Genomic DNA, 17,690 nt, shown 5'->3' on the forward strand with positions numbered 1-17,690 from the left:
CGCTTTTCTATTACAATATAACATAATTGCTGGTCATGTAAAGTGGTTTATTAGTGAATCACCACATTTTGAGGTCCCATCAATTCTCTTAATTCGGATAAAAATTCTTGATTAGGAGTAACCCATAGTTCTTGTTGAAGCTGCATTGTTTTTTGCGTTTCTTCATAATACAAGACCACTGGGGTATCCCCAGGAAATTGCTTTAATAATTTTTTTAAGTGTACTAGTACTTGAGCTGCTTGAACCTTTTTTTCCATTCTGACAAAAAGTTTCTTTTCATCTTCCGGCATCTCGATTTTATCGGGTAAGGCCCCAACTTGATTAATAATCAGTTGTAGTTGATTATTTCGACTATCAAGCTTACCCTTTAGTAAAACTAAAACATCATTTTTTAAAAGCTTTGCCGACTGTGTGTAGGTTCTTGGAAATGCAACTCCTTCTAATTCACCACTTTCATCACTAACCGTCAAAAAGGCCATTACCTCGCCTTTTTTTGTACGAATCGTTCTTTCTTTTGTAATGAATCCACCTATCACAACATTTTGATGTAGATAATGTGAAGCTTCCGAAATCGAGATTGCTCCGTGCTTCTTTAGATAAGCCGAATAACTACTGATTGGATGACTTGATAAGTAGAAACCTAGTGCATCCTTTTCAAAGCGCAGTTTTTCCATTTCCTTAAAAGGTTCAACCTCTACATATTTAGGTTTAAGTCCAAAATCATCTTCAAAAAACATTTCGACTTGATTCTCATCATTTTTTGGTCGTACGAGTTCAGCATGTTCTATCGCAACATCCAAAGTTGCTAATAGAGTCGCTCGGTGTTCCCCGAATTCATCAAAGGCTCCTGAACAAATTAGCGCTTCTATTGTACGACGATTAATACTCCTCATCGATGTTCTGACACAGAAATCAAAGAGGTCTGAATAAGGCTTAACTTTTCTCGTCTCAATAATTTCCTTTAAGGCTGCAACCCCTACACTCTTAATTCCCGCCAAACTAAAACGGATTGCTTTTTTCTCTACATTAAAAGGATAATAGCTTTTATTAATAGATGGGGGCAAAATGGAAATCCCCATTTGTTTGGATTCTCGTATATATTGCCCAAGCTTGTCATCATTACCTACTACACTTGTAAGTAATGAAGCCATAAAATAGAGCGGATAGTTTGCTTTTAAATAGGCAAGCTGATAAGCAATCATACTGTAAGCAACAGCATGGCTTCGGTTAAACCCATAATTAGCAAACCGAACGATTAAGTCATAAATTTCGTTTGCTGTTTGTTCGGTGTATCCTTTTTTTAAACTACCTTGCACAAAATGTTGTCTTTCTTTATCTAGTACTTCTTTTTTCTTTTTACTTACGGCCCTTCTCAATAAATCAGCCTCTCCAAGACTAAAACCAGCCATTGTAGAAGCAATCTGCATAATTTGCTCTTGATACACAATCACGCCATATGTCTTCTCAAGTATGGGTTCAAGGTCTGGGTGCGGATATTGAACCGGTTCCTTTTTATGTTTCCTAGCAATATAGAGCGGAATATTTTCCATTGGGCCCGGCCGATATAGTGCGTTTACAGCAACAATATCCTCTAATTCGCTTGGCTTAAGCCTTACGAGAACACTGCGCATTCCACTTGACTCGAGTTGGAATACCCCCGTTGTATCTCCTTTACCTAACAATGCAAATGTTTTTTGATCATCCATTGCTATCTTAGAAAGATCCAATTTCTTTCCAGTTCCCCGTTGAATCAAGGAATGAATATTATCAATCAACGTTAAATTTCGTAGTCCTAGGAAGTCCATTTTTAAGAGGCCAATTTCTTCAAGCACTTCCATCGGAAATTGCGTTAAATAGATTTCATTATGTCCATCTTGAATGGCAATTAATTCAGTTAATGGCTGTTCACTAATCACAACACCAGCCGCATGTGTAGAAGTATGTCTAGGAAGACCTTCAATTTTTTTTGCTGTTTCAAAGATTTTCCGTCCAATTTCTATATTTTGAATATAGTCCCGTAATCCCTGTGATTCCTCGTATGCTTGCTGTAGGGTAATTCCGAGCTTACTGGGAACTTGTTTGGCAAGAAAATCTGCCTCCTTAGGAGAGATACCCATTACTCTTCCAACATCACGTAATGCAGCTCTTGCAGCTAAAGTTCCAAACGTGATAATTTGGGCAACATGAAGTCTGCCGTATTTTTTTGAAACATACTCAATCATTTCATCTCGTCGATTATCAGGAAAATCTATATCAATATCAGGCATAGAGATTCGTTCTGGGTTTAAAAATCGTTCAAATAATAATTGATGTTCGAGTGGATCAACGTCAGTGATATGCAAAACATATGCCACCAAAGAACCTGCAGCAGAACCCCTTCCTGGACCCGTCACTATTCCTTTCTCATGAGCATACTTCATAAAATCCCAAACAATTAAGAAATAATCACTAAAATTCATTTTTCGGATTACTTGAAGCTCATATTGAAGTCTTTCAAACTGTTCATCCGTAGGATCGTGATATCTTTCATGCAATCCTTTTAAACATATTCGTGATAAATAATCCTCTGCAGATTCTTGATTTGGTACTGGATATTTGGGTAATGCAAATTTCCCTAATTCTATATCCACATTACATCGCTCAGCAATCCGCAATGTATTTTCAAGAACCTCTGGAGTATCAGAAAAAAGCTCACTCATCTGTGATGGACTCTTTAAATAATATTCGTTGCTTGGAAAAACAACTCGATTTTCATCTGATAGTTTTGTATTGTTTTTAATCGACAATAAGCATTCATGAGCAAATGAATCTTCTTGATCTATGTATTGAACCTGGTTTGTAGCAACTAATGGGACTTTTAGTTCTGTTCCAATTTGGAATAGTTTATTATTGACCTGTACATTCTCTCGCAAGTTATGATTTTGAACGGCTAAGTAAAAACTATCCGGTTCAAAAATTTGTTTATAAGAATTTGCTCGTCGAATGGCTTCTTCATAATTTCCATCCTTAATACTTCGTTCAATGTCTCCTTCACGACCAGGAGAAATCCCAATGATTCCTTCTCGATATTGCGAAAGCCACCTTCTTGGGATTCCAACCTTTGACCTTGTCTGAATAGCACTGCTAATTTTTAATAGATTTTGATAACCTTTATTATTCTTTGCAAGTAATACAACCGGATAAGCCATTTCATGACCTTGTTCCTCTTCTGATAATACCGAAGCCGTCATGCCAATAATCGGCTTAATACCATGTTTCCTGCAATGCTTATAAAAGGCTATCGCCCCATACATTATGTTTTCATCGGTTAATGCCAATGCTTTAAACCCTAAGCTGCTAGCTTTTTCAACCAAGGCTTCAACTTTTGCAGCACTTGATAACAGGCTATACGCACTTTGAACCTGAAGATGAACAAAAGGCAATCAAATCACACCTTTTTCATATAATTAATTTCTTCGTCCCACCTATTTGATATTTCAATTATAGACCTATTTATGAAACAAGCAAAACAAAACTCATAGAATGGATTGTTTGTCCATATACATGTATTAAAAGCTTCCGCAACTACAATTATTTAAAAGAAGGTGTCCATATGGAAGTAAAAGAGGCGTTTATGCCTGCATTTATTCATAGTTTTTTTATTGCACTTGGGGTACTTTTAGGTGGTTCCCTTATTGGAGGTCTTGGAGCCTTCATTTCGGGTCAAGCGCCTTTATCTGAAATCTATTCGGTTGCCAGCAAGTTAAAGATTTGGGCACTTGTTGCTGCAATTGGTGGAACATTTGATGCTTTTTATAGTTTTGAAAGAGGAATATTTTTAGGTCAAACGAAAGATGTTTTTAAACAATTTCTGCTAATTGTTTCTGCTATGGGTGGAGCACAATTCGGATGGAGAATAATTGAATGGTTCACCCAGGAGCATATATCATAATGAGAGTCCCCCCTTATCATCAAAAACCAGGCTGGCAACGATTTTTCGCAGGTGTCGTAATCGGTGCCTTGATTAGCTGGTTTGTCTTTTTATTTCAATTTGGGATACTGCAAGATAAACAAATACAAAAAATATCAGAACAAGAGCTTGAAATTGCCGATTTAAAAAAAAGCAAAGAAATTTTAATTGAAGATGCAAAAAAGCTAAATGAAGAAAATAAAAGCAAGTTAAAAATCCAAGATTTTGAAATCGTGTTTGCGAACAGAAAAAAAGTAGAACTCAGTTCACTGGATCTCCACCATATGAAAACCGCTGTGTTGGAGGACCTTAACTCATTAATCGGACAGGATATTCAATCATTATCGAAAAACAAAGAACTTCTTTTTAGAACAATTGAAAATAGACTTTACGAAATGGATGATAAAACTTACAAACTCAAAATCCACACGGTTTTTGTCGATACAACACTTGAAATTTCATTAAATATCGAACTTGTTAAATGACAAAGCTTCCTTCCGGAGGCTTTTTTTGATTTAGGAAAAAGTGACTATTTTGTTACAAATATGTATTAATTTTTAGAAAATTTAAAAATAATGTAGCATTTTTAGGCAAAAATGCAATAAAATAAAAGAAAACACTTAAGGAGGGAATTTATGTATATTAACCGGAGAAAATTATTAAATGAAAAAATGGCTAGAATCAAAAAAGGGTATTCAGCTTATGCAGAATCCCCAGAAGTTGTAAATGCGTTAAAAAAAGAAATTCAAGCATTAGACCTCAATGTCCTTGAAGAAGTAACAGATCTAGGTTCATGGTTCATTCCCGTAAAAGTAGATAGCTGATAAAGTCGCACGCAAATGGAGCGACTTTATTTTTTTAGTTTACCTGATTGCATACCTTCCGTAGGTCAGAAATGACGTTTTCTACCTCTTGCCACGAGTAAATGGTGGCTCCTGATGCAAGTGGGTGCCCACCACCATTGTATTTTTTTGCTACCCCGTTTATCACAGGTCCCTTAGAACGCAGGCGAACACGGATTTGTTCTTTTTCCTCCACGAAAAACACCCATGCCTTAATATTTTCAATATTTCCTAAGTTACTAACCAATTGAGATGCTTCTGTAGGCGTTACTTTGTATTCTTTCAGGATCTCATTTGAAATTACCATAGACCCTACACCATCTTCGGTGACTTTGTAATTTTGAAGGACATAGCCACTTAGGCGTGCTACATTTTCCTTTGTTTTATATAAATTTTCGTAAACATCTGGAAAATGAAAACCAAATTCAATTAATTCTCCAACGTATGTAAATGTCTTTGGATTTGTACTAGGAAATAAGAATCTACCTGTGTCTCCTACAATTCCAGCAAAAAGAAGTCTCGCTGCATCCGTTGAAAGAGTTAATCCGTGATTCTTCCCTTGGAGGTAAAACTCATAGACCATCTCACTGCAAGAGCTGGCACTTGTATCCACCCATAAAAGGTCTCCATATGGATCTTCATTGGGATGATGGTCGATTTTAATTAATTTTTTCCCGCGATTATACCGCTCGTCTGAAATTCTGCCTTGGTTAGCTGTATCACAGACAATCACTAATGCTCCTTCATACATCTCATCTGAAACTTGGTCCATTTCCTTTAGAAAAAGTAAGGAGGGTTCATCCTCTCCAACAACAAAAACTTTTTTAGAAGGGTAGGATGCTTTTAGAATTTCTGCTAGACCACACTGTGAGCCATAGGCATCAGGGTCTGGTCGTACGTGGCGATGAATGATGATTGTCTCAAAATCACTAATTGTTTTAAGAATAGATTGAATCATTAGAGTTCTCCTTTTTCGCTTCTTTTCGTCACCAAGTTTCCACATTCTATTCACTAGCAATTTGAATTGGTTCTGGTTACAATAGGTATAGTAATCTAGAATTGGAGGAAACTTCTCATGCAAATTCTCGTTTTTCTAATCATATTTGCACTTGTATTTTATTTTTATTATAAAACAAAATACTTCCGCACAAGACGTCCAATTGAAAAACAATGGCTCTCAGCGAAATCTAGTATTGCCTTAGGACTTTTTGTTGCGCTATTTGGTTTAAATACGTATTTCGTTCATCCATCTACAATCTCATATGTAATTGGGACAGTCCTACTATTAGTTGGTGGTGGAAGCATTTGGGCAGGCATTCGTGCTTATAAGCATTATCTTCCATACGTACTTAAAGAAGCTGAACAACAAAGTTAATTAGACCGAGAAAAAGACGCGTAACAGCGTCTTTTATTGTTCCTGCTTATCCTTATCGTTCAATTAGCTGTGCCATCATCATAGCTTTTCCTACAACGACTCCGCCATGGAAAACTTCAACATCAACCTTACCAAATCTTCTTCCAACCTCTAGAACTCTTGGATGAATTTCCATTAGACTATCAATTTGAACGGGTCTCATAAAATAAACCGTCATATTCTCGATAACCAAATCTCCCTTTTTAAAGGATTTTAATACCCTACTTGCTGCCTCAGTGACAATCGTTGTAAATACCCCATAGGAAATAGTGCCCAAGTGGTTTGTCATTTGTGGAGTTACTTCACATTGATATATGGCTTCACCATCAGCAGAAATATCCACGAATTGATTTGTCACGATATCATCAATCGTTTCTCCTACTTGAGGTTGGCGACCAATCATTTGCATAGCCTTTAGTACGTCCTGACGACTAATAATCCCTTGCAAACGATTCGATTGGTCCACGACTGGCAGCATTTCAATACCTTCCCACACCATCATATGTGATACAGATGCAACCGATGTTTTTCCATTAACAGTCATTGGTTGTTTGGTCATCACCTTTTCAATGAGCGTATTCAGGTCCTGTCCCATAATATCCTTTGCTGTTACCATTCCAACAACCTTTGATTGATTATCAACAACAGGATAGCGACCATGACCAGTTTCGATATTATGTTCATACCATTTCTCTACCTTATCCGAGGTATGGAGGCTTACCGTCTCAGTTTTTGGCGTTAAGATATCCTCAACTAAGACAATTTCTTTTTTTATAAGTTGGTCATAGATAGCACGGTTGATCATAGTCGCAACCGTAAACGTATCATAACTACTCGAAATAATTGGAAGTTGGAGCTCGTCTGCAAGCTTTTTCACTTCATCTTCTGTGTCAAAACCACCTGTTATTAAAACAGCAGCTCCTGCATTTAAAGCATACTCATGTGCCTTTGTCCGGTTACCAACTATTAAAAGGTTTCCTGCACCTGTATAACGCATCATTGCTTCTAGTTTCATAGCACCGATAACAAATTTATTGAGTGTTTTATGCAGCCCTGCTTTTCCCCCAAGCACTTGTCCATCAACAATATTGACAACCTCAGCAAAAGTTAGCTTTTCGAAGTTTTCTTTCTTTTTTCGTTCAATACGAATGGTTCCGACACGTTCAATAGTACTCACGTATCCCTTATTTTCCGCATCTTTTATAGCTCGATAAGCCGTTCCTTCGCTCACTTTCATATCCTTTGCAATTTGTCGAACTGAAATTTTCTCACCAATCGGAAGTGTGTCAATATACTGTAAAATCTGCTCATGCTTTGTCGCCAAGCTCTTCACCCTCTAATAATCATTCTTTGTCTAGTCCGTTAAATTCTATCAAATGCGCCTTGGCGTATTTGCGCCCAGATTTTTTAGGCCCACACGAGGTGGGTCACAAAGACGTTGCCACAGGACGTGGCGTTCTTATTCGTCTTTGATCCTATGCTCGAAAAGTTTCCTTTGAAAATCTGTGGCATCCACCGGAGGCAGTAACTTTATTCAGCCAAAGTTTGTTCCCATACTGAATTTAGTTACTCTAACGGCATTCATTCTCACTAATAGAAGTAGAGAATTTCTGATGAATAAAGTTATATCTTATTATACGGGTGAAGCAAGGTTTATTCAATTTTATTAGTTATGGAGATATTAGTAATTCCGCATTCTTTGTCGACGTTTTGCAGAGACTGCTTGTGGACTTGTCGTTTTCTGAGCAGACTTCGGGTTATATAATAACCCAATTAAATTTCCACTAACTACAATCAAGGCAAAAACTAACCATGAAAGAGCGAATACTCCTTCTAATCCTTCCGCCCCGATTGATAGTCTAGGAACCCCGTAGTAAAGTAAGACACCACAGAGCAATAAACATAGTAACAATCTATTATGCATCCTTTTACCTCCTCTAGCCTATGCTTGTATCATTCTATGAAGCATGCATAAAAAAAAGACGTGATTCCTCACGCCTTTGTTCGATTTACAATTCAATTGTGTCACCTGCTGTTAAAACCTTGCCATCAGCAGATGTAAGTCTTGAGACAAAATCGTCCGCATCCTGCTTAATAACAGGGAAAGTATTATAGTGAATTGGCACGACAGTTTTTGCTTTTAACCACTCTGCTGCAATTAGCGCATCGTCTGGTCCCATCGTGAAATTATCTCCAATTGGTAGAAAGGCAACGTCAATCTCATTAAGCTCACCAATCAATTTCATATCATAGAATAGTGCGGTATCTCCTGCATGGTAGATTGTTTTTCCTTCAGCACTAAACAAGATACCACCTGGCATTCCTGTGTATACAAATTCCTGTTTTTCAGGAATTTCAACGCTTGAACCATGAAAGGCTAGGGTAAACTTTACCTTCCCAAAATCAAACTGATGGGCACCACCAATATGCATTGGATGTACATTCAAGCCTTGCCAGCCTAAATAGACTGCAAGTTCATTTGGCGCTACCACAAGACTCGAGTTGCGTTTAGCAAGGTCTACAGTGTCTCCGACATGATCTCCATGACCATGTGTAAGTAAAATGACATCCACCTTTTCCTCAGATGCTTTTAAATCTGTATTAGGATTTCCTGTGATAAATGGGTCAATGATGATCGTTTTTCCACCTGTTTCAATTTTTACAACAGAATGACCATGATAGGATACTTTCATATGTATCTCCCCTTCCATAATTCTATATCGGAACCTTACTATATAGTACTTCTTTTTAAAAGCTTACTTTCCTTCTTTTTTATACCCTTTTCCTTCGTAAAACAAACCCTGCTCCAAAAACGAATATGATAATAGGAAAAGGCTCACACCTTCCGCTTCATTCCACAAAGTGCTAAAATAAAAAATGTCGCTTATTATTAAAAAGGAAGTGTTATGAATGAATCAACGATTACAACAACTTTCTAGTTGGTTAACAGAAAAGGACATTACATGTAGTTTTATTACGTCTACTCCAAACGTATTTTATTTAACAAACTTTTATACCGAACCACACGAAAGACTCCTTGGTTTATTCGTTTTTCAACAGGAAGAGCCCATTTTAATTTGTCCAAATATGGAACTTGCCCAAGCACGTAATGCTGGCTGGGAATATGAAATCATTGGATATAGTGATACAGATAATCCATGGGAACTCATCCAAAATTCACTATCTAAACGAAACATTACTGTCTCTACATTAGCTCTTGAAAAAGAACATTTAACCGTTGATCGTTTTGAACAAATTCAAAAATTATTCCCATCCACATCTTTCGTTTCTGCTGAGGAAAAATTACATACTTTACGGATGATTAAAGAAGAGAAAGAGATTTCTATTCTAGAAGATGCAGCAAAGCTTGCGGATTATGGAGTAGAAGTGGGTGTACATGCAATTGCCCAAGGTAAATCAGAATTAGATGTTCTTGCCACAATTGAATTTGAATTGAAGAAAAAAGGAATCCGTCAAATGTCCTTTGATACAATGGTACTAACAGGTTTAAAAACCGCAGCTCCACATGGAAAACCTGGACTTGAAACCATTCAAAAAGGAGATTTTGTTCTTTTCGATTTAGGTGTTGTTCTTGATGGTTATTGCTCCGATATAACTAGAACAGTTGCATTTGGAGAGGTCTCTGACCAACAACGTGAGGTTTATGACACTGTGTTAAAAGCTCAATTAGCAGCGGTGGATATTTGTAAGCCAGGAACCAGAATTGGCGATATCGATCGTGCAGCTCGTACCATTATATCCAATGCTGGATTTGGTGAATATTTTACCCACCGAATTGGACACGGACTTGGAATTGATGTTCATGAATTTCCTTCTATGAATGAAACAAATGATATGCTCTTACAAAAGGGTATGGTATTTACAATTGAACCAGGAATCTATGCTCCAGAAATTGGCGGAGTTCGAATTGAAGATGATATGATTATCACCGCTGATGGAGCCCAAACACTTACAAAATTCCCTAAGGAACTACTCATAAAATAAATGAAAAAAGGACCCTGAGCGGTCCTTTTTGTACTTTATTAGTCGTGAGATTTCCTAATTCACTGCATTTTTTTCCTCCTCAAATTGTGAGCAGAGGTATTCAAACAGTTTATGGTTAAAATTATCCTGATTACGTAAATAATCAAATAAAATATCGTATTGCTCTTTATTATCCTGTAAACCATTTAGTACCTTGAAAAATAGTTCCTTTTGCTCTATCATGGTTGATGCAAATTCTTGGTCTTTTTCGTCATTTTTCTCAAAGTAATTAGCAATGGTTTCATTTATTATTTCATGATTTTTTAGAGAATCAATAATTTGGTCAAATTGCTTTTTCACTAGGTTAATATTTTCAGAGACTTTATTGTTAAATAGTTCTTGATTTTGTACAATTTTTTGGAGAATTTCAAGCTGTTCTTTATGATCCACTTGTTGCTTCGCAGTTGTCTCATTATATTTTTCCTGTTTCTTCATAAAGCCAATAAATACCTCCAATAAGTTTTTCTGTTCCGTTATTTTTTTAGAGAACTTTTCATCCTTCTCCATTTGATTTTGTTCAGATTTAAAAAACTGGCGTTGTAGTCCTTTTTGTTCTTCTGCTAAATGCTTGATTAGCCCTTCATTACTTTTAATGTACTCTTTGACGAGCCCATTATATTTTTCCTGCTGTTTAATATGTTCAGAAACAAAATTAGAATAATAAGTTTGTTGATTTGGATTATCTGGTGAGGAACTAGCTGGTCGATGAACAAATCGGGCTAACGATTCATTATAATAAACAGATGAACCCATTTTTCAGCACTCCCTTACTAGTTAGGTAGACGTTTGTCTTCATTCAGACTTTCTTTATCTTATTTTTATGCATAAAAAATGGTGACAATGATTAAGAACATAAAAGGGATACCTAAGGAAAGGTATCCCCAAAAAATTATCTGTTTTCTAAGAGTGTTTTTGCATCTGAGTAAGAAGTTCCATGTGCTTCTGCAACTGCCTTGTAGGTAACATATCCATCTAATGTATTAATCCCTTTAAACAACGCATCATTTTCTATACAAGCTTGTTTAAATCCTTTATTAGCAATTGACAATGCATATGGAACGGTTACATTTGTCAGTGCAAACGTTGATGTACGTGGTACAGCTCCAGGCATGTTCGCAACTGCATAGTGAACCACGTCATGTTTGACATATGTTGGATTATCATGGGTTGTTATTCGATCTGTCGTTTCAAAAATTCCGCCTTGGTCAATCGCGATATCTACGACCACAGAACCTGGTGTCATTGTTCTAATCATTTCTTCCGTTACTAGTTTTGGCGCCTTTGCCCCAGGAATGAGGACTGCACCGATTACAAGATCTGATTCCTCAACCGCTTCCGCTATGTTAAGTGGGTTTGACATTAGTGTAGTTACATCCGCACCGAAAATGTCATCAAGCTGGCGAAGTCGCTCAGGATTTAAATCAATAATTGTCACTTGGGCACCAAGACCAATTGCCATTTTAGCTGCATTCGTACCTGCAACTCCTCCACCAATAACCGTTACTTTACCACGATGAACGCCTGGAACACCAGCAAGTAAAATCCCTTTTCCGCCATGTGGCTTTTCTAAAAATTGCGCGCCTATCTGAGTTGCCATTCTTCCTGCAACTTCACTCATTGGGGTTAGTAATGGAAGTGAACGGTTTTGGAGCTGCACTGTTTCATATGCTATCCCAATTACTTTTTTCTCGACTAGAGCTTTCGTTAATTCAGGCTCTGCAGCTAAATGTAAATATGTAAATAAGAGTAAGCCTTCACGGAAATATTGATATTCCTCTGGAAGTGGCTCTTTTACCTTCATAACCATGTCCACTTGCCATGCCTCACTTGCAGTACTAACAATGGTAGCCCCTGCATTAACATATTGTTCATCCGTAAAACCAGATCCAAGCCCCGCATTTGTCTCAATATACACTTCATGACCGAAGCCTACAAGATTCACAACACCTGCCGGAGTCATTGCAACACGGTTTTCGTTATTTTTTATCTCCCGAGGTACACCAATTCGCATGAAAAACACTCCTCATCTCATTTTCAATAGATTAATTACTTGAACTAAAAATACGATTACAACAATGATGAAAACACTTACATAATAGTATTTTTCTTCCTAATAATCAAGGAAAAGTTCAAATATTATACAATTATGTATGATATTCAATGTTCTTGCCAGGACTATAATAAATGTAGAAAGATAATTTTATATTTTAGGGGGCTAAAAAATGCTAGTTACCTATAAAAAAGTTCTTGTAGCTGTTGATGGTTCAAAGGAAGCGGAATGGGCATTTAAGAAAGCAATCGATGTTTGCAAGCGGTATCATGCCACACTTAGTATTACTCATATAATTGATTTAAAACAGTTTGCGACGATAGGAGCTTATCAATACAATTTAACAGAACAATCAGAGCAATATGGAAAAGAATTACTTAATCAATATAAGGATATTGCAAGTGAAGCTGGTATTGATGACATCGAAACAATACTAGAATTCGGTTCACCTAAAATAAAAATCGCTAAAGAAATTGCACCAAAACATGATATCGATTTAATCATATGTGGTGCAACTGGGTTAAATGCTGTCGAGCGCTTCCTATTAGGCAGTGTATCTGAAAATATTACACGATATGCAAAATGTGATGTTATGGTTGTACGAACAGAGAAAGACCTTTAACTTAATCAGTTAGGTTTGTAACCCAACTGATTAAGTTAATGCCTCCGGCGGATGCCACGATTTTTCAAAGGAAATTTTTCGAGCAAGCTCGAAAAAAATCTGGCGCAAATACGCCAAGGCGCATTTGATCATTAAACAAACAAAAAAATCGTGAATCAATCACGATTTTTTTGTTTGTTTTATTTTCTCTAAAACCTTACGTACTTCTTCAAAGCCAGTACCGCCTGCACTCTTGCGGCGAGCAACAGCTGTTTCAGGCAGCAATACTTCATAAATATCATCTTCAAATAATAAAGAAGCTTCTTTCAACACATCAAGTGGTAAATCGCTTAAAAAGACACCACGTTTAATACAAATTAACACAAGCTTTCCTACCACTTCGTGTGCTTCCCTAAATGGTAGTCCCTTTGAGGCTAAATAATCAGCTAGTTCTGTCGCATTGGAGAAATCCTTTTTAACAGCTGTTGCCATTACTTCCTTTTTCACCTTCATTGTTGAAACCATTCCTGCAAAGATCTTCAAAGATCCTTTTACCGTCTTCACAGTATCAAACATGCCCTCTTTGTCCTCTTGCATATCTTTGTTATAAGCAAGTGGTGTTCCTTTGAGAACCGTTAATAAGCCAAACAGATTTCCATAAACTCTTCCTGTTTTACCACGAATAAGTTCAGCCATGTCCGGATTCTTCTTCTGTGGCATAATACTACTTCCCGTTGCAAAAGCATCATCCATCTCAATAAAGTTAAACTCCTGTGAGGACCATAAAATCAATTCTTCACAAAAACGTGATAGATGCATCATAACCATTGAACTATTGCTTAAAAATTCAATGATAAAATCACGGTCACTAACAGCATCAATACTATTCTCATAGATTTTTTCAAATCCTAAAAGCTCAGCACTGTAGTATCGGTCAATCGGAAACGTGGTACCCGCTAGAGCACCTGCCCCTAATGGGGATATATTGATTCGCTTTAGCGAGTCTGTTAAGCGTTCCTTATCACGCTCAAGCATCCAATAATAGGCTAATAGATGATGGGCAAATGAAATAGGCTGTGCTCTTTGTAGATGGGTATAACCAGGAGCAATTGTTTCTACATGTTGCTCCGCTTGTTCCACGATTGCATCTTGAAGCTCCTCGACAAGATGAATGATTTCGTCTACCTGTTGTCGCAAATATAAATGCATATCTGTTGCAACTTGGTCATTTCTGCTTCTTCCCGTATGAAGCTTTCCACCAACCTGTCCAATTTCATCAATTAGCATCTTCTCGATATTTAAATGAATATCTTCATTTGCAACAGAGAATTCTAATTCATCACTTTTGGCTTTTTCTAATAAGGTAAGTAGCCCCGACTTAATAGTAGTTGCTTCTTCCATAGAAACAATGCCGCATTTCCCCAGCATTGTCACATGTGCAATACTTCCTTCGATGTCTTCCTTCACCAGTTCCTGATCAAAGGAGATCGATGCACCGAATTCATCTACCCAGCTTTCCGCACTTTTTGTGAATCTTCCTCCCCAAAGCTTTTTCATACTTCAACCTTCTTACTGTTATTTACAATGCTGTTAACCTTTGTTGGTAAGCCCCATAATGAAATGAATCCAACTGCTGCATTATGATCGAACTCATCATCAGAAGTATAAGTTGCAAGTTTCTCATCGTACAATGAATTTTCAGATTTACGTCCTTCTACAATTGCATGACCTTTAAATAGTTTTACACGAACAGTTCCATTTACATTTTTTTGTGTTTCCTTTAAGAAACCAAGTAATGCATCCTTAAGTGGTGAGAACCAAAGCCCATTGTAAATTAATTCAGTAAGCTTTTGTTCGATGACTGGTTTGAAATGAGCGACTTCTTTTACAAGTGTAAGGTCTTCAAGTTCTTTATGTGCTGTAATTAAAGTCATCGCACCAGGACATTCGTAAACTTCACGAGATTTAATACCTACAAGACGGTTTTCTACATGATCGATGCGGCCTACACCATGTTTTCCAGCGATTTGGTTTAATTCAAGAATTAATTCAGATAATGGGTACTGTTGACCATTAATCGACTTTGGAACACCTTGTTCAAAATCGATTTCGATGATGTCAGGTGTATTTGGTGTTTCTTCAAGAGCTGCTGTTAATTCATATGCATCCGCTGGAGGAGCAGCCCATGGATCTTCTAAAATACCACATTCATTACTACGTCCCCAAAGGTTTTGGTCAATAGAAAATGGGCTATCTAGATTGATTGGAATCGGAATATTATGCTTCTTCGCATACTCAATTTCTTCTTCACGAGACCAGCTCCACTCACGAACAGGTGCCAATACTTCAAGGTCAGGATTTAATGCCTTAATTGAGACTTCAAATCGAACTTGATCATTACCTTTCCCAGTACAACCGTGTGCAACGGCTACAGCATTTTCTTGTTCAGCTACTTCAACGAGTTTTTTCGCGATTAGCGGACGAGATAAAGCAGAAACTAACGGATATTTTCCTTCGTAAAGGGTATGTGCTTGTAATGCAGCAAGCGCAAACTCATTTGCAAATTCTTCCTTCGCATCAATTACGTATGAAGATACGGCTCCAACTGTAATAGCTTTCTCTTTAATAAAGGCAAGGTCTTTTCCTTCACCTACATCTAAACAGCAAGCAACGACTTCATATCCTTGCTCCTGTAACCATTTAACTGCAACGCTTGTATCTAGACCACCTGAATATGCTAAAACAACTTTCTTTTTGCTCATGTTGTATCTCCCTCTCGAATATTAATTCATCTGATTTTATATTTATACATTTATAATGTATTACTTTAGCAACTCTTTCTACTTTTTTCAATAGTAAACTGAGAAAAATAAAAAAATTCTTTTAAGATAGAATATAAATTAGTAGTATTGTAAAATGATAGCAAGACCTACGAGGGGTGGTAATAATGGATTTTTTTCATTTTAATGACCGACTTGGGATTCTTCTACCGTATTTAGAAAAAGAGTGGGAAGAATATACAGTGGAAACACAGCAGCTTATCTTGTTCCATTGGGAAAAAATCAGAGGACATATTCCTGATCGAATTGCAGAAATTGAAACCATTATTAACGAAAAACAAGAACAACTCGGCAATGAACTTGATTTTGTCCGTTCATGTGAACTAAACAACGAAATCTCCGATTGTGCGTCCATCATTAATGATTTATGGATATGGTATAGAATGAATCAAGGAATATCTAAAAAAATTCACCAATAAATAAATGCGAAAGGATCCTGTTCACCGGTGACAACCATAAGACGAGCCTAACCTTCAGAAGCGACTGGCTTATGACCTCGAGCAGACGGCTCCTCGAGTTAGACAATATAAAAGGTCTAATCCAATATGATTAGACCTTTTTGATATCCTTTTTTATTTCACTGACAACATGGCCAAGTTCCGGTAGGATTAATTTATTCATTGCAAGCTTTACAGCACCGGAAGAACCTGGTGTTGAAAAGATCGCTGTATCATTGCTAACACCGGCAATTGCTCTTGAAAGAATAGCCGCTGAGCCTATGTCCTCTGTATAACTTAACATTCGAAACAGTTCACCAAACCCGACAATTTCTTTATCTAATAATTTTGTGACCGTTTCAATTGTGACATCACGTTTAGCGATTCCAGTGCCCCCATTTGTTAAAATTACATCAATCTCTTCATGTTCACAGCCTTCACGTATCACTTTTTCGATAAAAGATTCCTCATCCTTTACAACCTCATATTGTAAGACTTTGAAATTATTTTCCTCTAGTAGCGAAATCATAAGCTTACCACTTTTGTCTGTTTCTTTCGTTCTTGTATCACTTATTGTAACCACTTTGCATCTGACTGAGGAGGGTGTAGCTTTTTTATGCTCTTGAACGCTCATTTCTTAATACTCCTTTTCCTTCAAAAAACGTAAACGGTAATAATTATGGGCATAATCGCTAACCTGTCTTGTTAGTTGATAATTCATTCCTGCCCCAATCGCCATGCTAACAAGAGGAATTCCTTGTATCATCCGCTTTCGTAGAATTGAAATGGCCACCGCTTTTACAATATGTTTTAATGGGAGTTCAAGCCAAGTTTCGTCGGTTAAGTCCTCTGATCCATTATAAAAGTATTGGTTCTGGTTAGACCCATCAGTTCCCTGGGTGAGTTCCTCCCAGCCCTGGAAGCGCATGCGCTTTGGCAGCGTAGCAGCATGAAACACTTTTAAAGATGTCATCATTTCATATGGTGTATTTACTTCATAACCATATGTCATCGCAATGAGTTGAACAATACGAAGATTAAGGACCGTTATCCCAGGTATATCCGTTCCAAGTAGGAGAAGTCCCCCTGTACCAGATAGGCCCCCTTGTGCAAAAGAATAAAGGCGATGCTTCGCAATCTGGTTTTCGGTTAAATATATAAGCTGATCTATAGTTAATTCTTTTAAATCAGATATTTCTTCAATATCCTGATTAAAAACACGTGCCGAACGAATAAGACGCTCCCTTGCATCCACTTGAATTTGTGTTCCTTGAAGTATGGCATGTAAATGGAATAGCCAATTATCTAATTTTGAAAAGAACTCCGTTCGTACATTCTCAGGGATAAGGCTTAACGAGTTTTCCAGCCATTTGTCATACGTCATTTCAAAATCGGTTTGCTCATGTTGCATTTGATCCGACCATTTTTCAATCTCGGTTAAAATTTGTATTTCTCGTTCGGTAAGACCCATAATCATCCTCCGTTTCCAGCATTCACTATGTGTATTATACCA

Annotated in this window: 18 protein-coding genes; 7 read left to right on the forward strand and 11 right to left on the reverse strand. The window is 37.2% G+C overall.

What is annotated here, in order from left to right; genetic code table 11:
* Nucleotides 1-50: 50 nt before the first annotated feature.
* Nucleotides 51-3,422, reverse strand: coding sequence for a DNA polymerase III subunit alpha (locus AC6CHV_RS23230; protein WP_440273277.1), 3,372 nt, complete (start codon nt 3,420-3,422; stop codon nt 51-53).
* A 170-nt stretch (nt 3,423-3,592) separates the two neighbouring features.
* Here AC6CHV_RS23230 and ytrH point away from each other — a divergent pair, with 170 nt between their 5' ends.
* The 3 genes from ytrH (at nt 3,593) to AC6CHV_RS23245 (ending at nt 4,773) form a co-directional block, all read left to right on the forward strand.
* Nucleotides 3,593-3,931 carry a sporulation membrane protein YtrH gene (gene ytrH / locus AC6CHV_RS23235; protein ID WP_099362160.1) on the forward strand — a complete coding sequence of 113 codons (339 nt, stop codon included), beginning with the start codon at nt 3,593-3,595 and terminating at the stop codon, nt 3,929-3,931.
* Nucleotides 3,904-4,434: a sporulation membrane protein YtrI gene (gene ytrI, locus AC6CHV_RS23240; protein ID WP_341330652.1), complete on the forward strand. Its 531-nt coding sequence runs from the start codon at nt 3,904-3,906 to the stop codon at nt 4,432-4,434. Before ytrH ends, ytrI begins: the two co-directional genes overlap by 28 nt.
* Before the next feature lie 150 nt (nt 4,435-4,584).
* Nucleotides 4,585-4,773: a YtzJ family protein gene (locus AC6CHV_RS23245; protein WP_121447429.1), complete on the forward strand. Its 189-nt coding sequence runs from the start codon at nt 4,585-4,587 to the stop codon at nt 4,771-4,773.
* Nucleotides 4,774-4,807: 34 nt separating this feature from the next.
* Here AC6CHV_RS23245 and AC6CHV_RS23250 read toward each other — a convergent pair whose 3' ends face one another.
* A complete protein-coding gene (locus AC6CHV_RS23250; protein WP_440273276.1) occupies nt 4,808-5,749 on the reverse strand; it encodes a DHH family phosphoesterase in 942 nt (313 codons plus the stop codon).
* Nucleotides 5,750-5,866: 117 nt separating this feature from the next.
* Between AC6CHV_RS23250 and AC6CHV_RS23255 the strand changes: the two genes are divergently transcribed.
* Nucleotides 5,867-6,166, forward strand: coding sequence for a YtpI family protein (locus AC6CHV_RS23255; RefSeq protein WP_341330650.1), 300 nt, complete (start codon nt 5,867-5,869; stop codon nt 6,164-6,166).
* Between the two features lie 52 nt (nt 6,167-6,218).
* Here AC6CHV_RS23255 and AC6CHV_RS23260 read toward each other — a convergent pair whose 3' ends face one another.
* From AC6CHV_RS23260 to AC6CHV_RS23270, 3 genes are all read right to left on the reverse strand, one after another.
* The gene (locus tag AC6CHV_RS23260) at nt 6,219-7,529 is read right to left on the reverse strand and encodes a DRTGG domain-containing protein (RefSeq protein ID WP_121447426.1); all 1,311 of its coding nucleotides are present in this window, start codon (nt 7,527-7,529) and stop codon (nt 6,219-6,221) included.
* Nucleotides 7,530-7,886: 357 nt separating this feature from the next.
* Nucleotides 7,887-8,129 carry a hypothetical protein gene (locus AC6CHV_RS23265; protein ID WP_440273275.1) on the reverse strand — a complete coding sequence of 81 codons (243 nt, stop codon included), beginning with the start codon at nt 8,127-8,129 and terminating at the stop codon, nt 7,887-7,889.
* A gap of 85 nt (nt 8,130-8,214) precedes the next feature.
* Complete coding sequence (locus tag AC6CHV_RS23270; RefSeq protein ID WP_440273274.1) at nt 8,215-8,898, reverse strand: metal-dependent hydrolase; 684 nt, start codon at nt 8,896-8,898, stop codon at nt 8,215-8,217.
* Nucleotides 8,899-9,115: 217 nt separating this feature from the next.
* Here AC6CHV_RS23270 and AC6CHV_RS23275 point away from each other — a divergent pair, with 217 nt between their 5' ends.
* The gene (locus tag AC6CHV_RS23275; protein WP_440273273.1) at nt 9,116-10,210 is read left to right on the forward strand and encodes a M24 family metallopeptidase; all 1,095 of its coding nucleotides are present in this window, start codon (nt 9,116-9,118) and stop codon (nt 10,208-10,210) included.
* A gap of 54 nt (nt 10,211-10,264) precedes the next feature.
* Here the strand turns inward: AC6CHV_RS23275 and AC6CHV_RS23280 are convergent, their stop codons facing one another.
* Both AC6CHV_RS23280 and ald read right to left on the reverse strand, forming a co-directional pair.
* Nucleotides 10,265-11,002, reverse strand: a complete 738-nt coding sequence (locus tag AC6CHV_RS23280; protein ID WP_440273272.1) for a hypothetical protein — start codon at nt 11,000-11,002, stop codon at nt 10,265-10,267.
* Between the two features lie 136 nt (nt 11,003-11,138).
* Nucleotides 11,139-12,260 carry an alanine dehydrogenase gene (gene ald / locus AC6CHV_RS23285; protein ID WP_341330645.1) on the reverse strand — a complete coding sequence of 374 codons (1,122 nt, stop codon included), beginning with the start codon at nt 12,258-12,260 and terminating at the stop codon, nt 11,139-11,141.
* Between the two features lie 211 nt (nt 12,261-12,471).
* Between ald and AC6CHV_RS23290 the strand changes: the two genes are divergently transcribed.
* Nucleotides 12,472-12,921: a universal stress protein gene (locus AC6CHV_RS23290; RefSeq protein ID WP_341330644.1), complete on the forward strand. Its 450-nt coding sequence runs from the start codon at nt 12,472-12,474 to the stop codon at nt 12,919-12,921.
* Nucleotides 12,922-13,080: 159 nt separating this feature from the next.
* Here the strand turns inward: AC6CHV_RS23290 and argH are convergent, their stop codons facing one another.
* Together argH and AC6CHV_RS23300 are read right to left on the reverse strand one after the other, a co-directional pair.
* The gene (gene argH / locus AC6CHV_RS23295; protein ID WP_440273271.1) at nt 13,081-14,457 is read right to left on the reverse strand and encodes an argininosuccinate lyase; all 1,377 of its coding nucleotides are present in this window, start codon (nt 14,455-14,457) and stop codon (nt 13,081-13,083) included.
* Nucleotides 14,454-15,662, reverse strand: a complete 1,209-nt coding sequence (locus AC6CHV_RS23300; protein WP_341330642.1) for an argininosuccinate synthase — start codon at nt 15,660-15,662, stop codon at nt 14,454-14,456. The genes argH and AC6CHV_RS23300 overlap by 4 nt, the downstream gene beginning before the upstream one ends.
* Nucleotides 15,663-15,847: 185 nt before the next feature.
* Between AC6CHV_RS23300 and AC6CHV_RS23305 the strand changes: the two genes are divergently transcribed.
* Complete coding sequence (locus AC6CHV_RS23305) at nt 15,848-16,159, forward strand: hypothetical protein (RefSeq protein WP_440273269.1); 312 nt, start codon at nt 15,848-15,850, stop codon at nt 16,157-16,159.
* A 130-nt stretch (nt 16,160-16,289) separates the two neighbouring features.
* On the opposite strand, the gene AC6CHV_RS23310 is transcribed toward AC6CHV_RS23305, so the two are convergent.
* Both AC6CHV_RS23310 and AC6CHV_RS23315 read right to left on the reverse strand, forming a co-directional pair.
* On the reverse strand, nt 16,290-16,811 hold the full coding sequence (locus tag AC6CHV_RS23310) for a MogA/MoaB family molybdenum cofactor biosynthesis protein (protein WP_341330641.1): 522 nt from the start codon (nt 16,809-16,811) through the stop codon (nt 16,290-16,292).
* A 3-nt stretch (nt 16,812-16,814) separates the two neighbouring features.
* A complete protein-coding gene (locus tag AC6CHV_RS23315; protein ID WP_341330640.1) occupies nt 16,815-17,648 on the reverse strand; it encodes an EcsC family protein in 834 nt (277 codons plus the stop codon).
* Between the last annotated feature and the right edge of the window lie 42 nt (nt 17,649-17,690).

The organism is Ferdinandcohnia sp. GQ5 (assembly GCF_059759275.1).

What these genes read in the sequence shown, in the direction of transcription:
- ytrH (WP_099362160.1), top strand. Translation starts at nt 3,593, where the DNA reads ATGGAAGTAAAAGAGGCGTTTATGCCTGCATTTATTCATAGTTTTTTT.
- AC6CHV_RS23310 (WP_341330641.1), bottom strand. Translation starts at nt 16,811, where the DNA reads ATGAGCGTTCAAGAGCATAAAAAAGCTACACCCTCCTCAGTCAGATGC.
- AC6CHV_RS23270 (WP_440273274.1), bottom strand. Translation starts at nt 8,898, where the DNA reads ATGAAAGTATCCTATCATGGTCATTCTGTTGTAAAAATTGAAACAGGT.
- ytrI (WP_341330652.1), top strand. Translation starts at nt 3,904, where the DNA reads ATGGTTCACCCAGGAGCATATATCATAATGAGAGTCCCCCCTTATCAT.
- ald (WP_341330645.1), bottom strand. Translation starts at nt 12,260, where the DNA reads ATGCGAATTGGTGTACCTCGGGAGATAAAAAATAACGAAAACCGTGTT.
- AC6CHV_RS23265 (WP_440273275.1), bottom strand. Translation starts at nt 8,129, where the DNA reads ATGCATAATAGATTGTTACTATGTTTATTGCTCTGTGGTGTCTTACTT.
- AC6CHV_RS23250 (WP_440273276.1), bottom strand. Translation starts at nt 5,749, where the DNA reads ATGATTCAATCTATTCTTAAAACAATTAGTGATTTTGAGACAATCATC.
- AC6CHV_RS23275 (WP_440273273.1), top strand. Translation starts at nt 9,116, where the DNA reads ATGAATCAACGATTACAACAACTTTCTAGTTGGTTAACAGAAAAGGAC.
- AC6CHV_RS23290 (WP_341330644.1), top strand. Translation starts at nt 12,472, where the DNA reads ATGCTAGTTACCTATAAAAAAGTTCTTGTAGCTGTTGATGGTTCAAAG.
- AC6CHV_RS23255 (WP_341330650.1), top strand. Translation starts at nt 5,867, where the DNA reads ATGCAAATTCTCGTTTTTCTAATCATATTTGCACTTGTATTTTATTTT.
- argH (WP_440273271.1), bottom strand. Translation starts at nt 14,457, where the DNA reads ATGAAAAAGCTTTGGGGAGGAAGATTCACAAAAAGTGCGGAAAGCTGG.
- AC6CHV_RS23315 (WP_341330640.1), bottom strand. Translation starts at nt 17,648, where the DNA reads ATGGGTCTTACCGAACGAGAAATACAAATTTTAACCGAGATTGAAAAA.
- AC6CHV_RS23280 (WP_440273272.1), bottom strand. Translation starts at nt 11,002, where the DNA reads ATGGGTTCATCTGTTTATTATAATGAATCGTTAGCCCGATTTGTTCAT.
- AC6CHV_RS23245 (WP_121447429.1), top strand. Translation starts at nt 4,585, where the DNA reads ATGTATATTAACCGGAGAAAATTATTAAATGAAAAAATGGCTAGAATC.
- AC6CHV_RS23305 (WP_440273269.1), top strand. Translation starts at nt 15,848, where the DNA reads ATGGATTTTTTTCATTTTAATGACCGACTTGGGATTCTTCTACCGTAT.
- AC6CHV_RS23300 (WP_341330642.1), bottom strand. Translation starts at nt 15,662, where the DNA reads ATGAGCAAAAAGAAAGTTGTTTTAGCATATTCAGGTGGTCTAGATACA.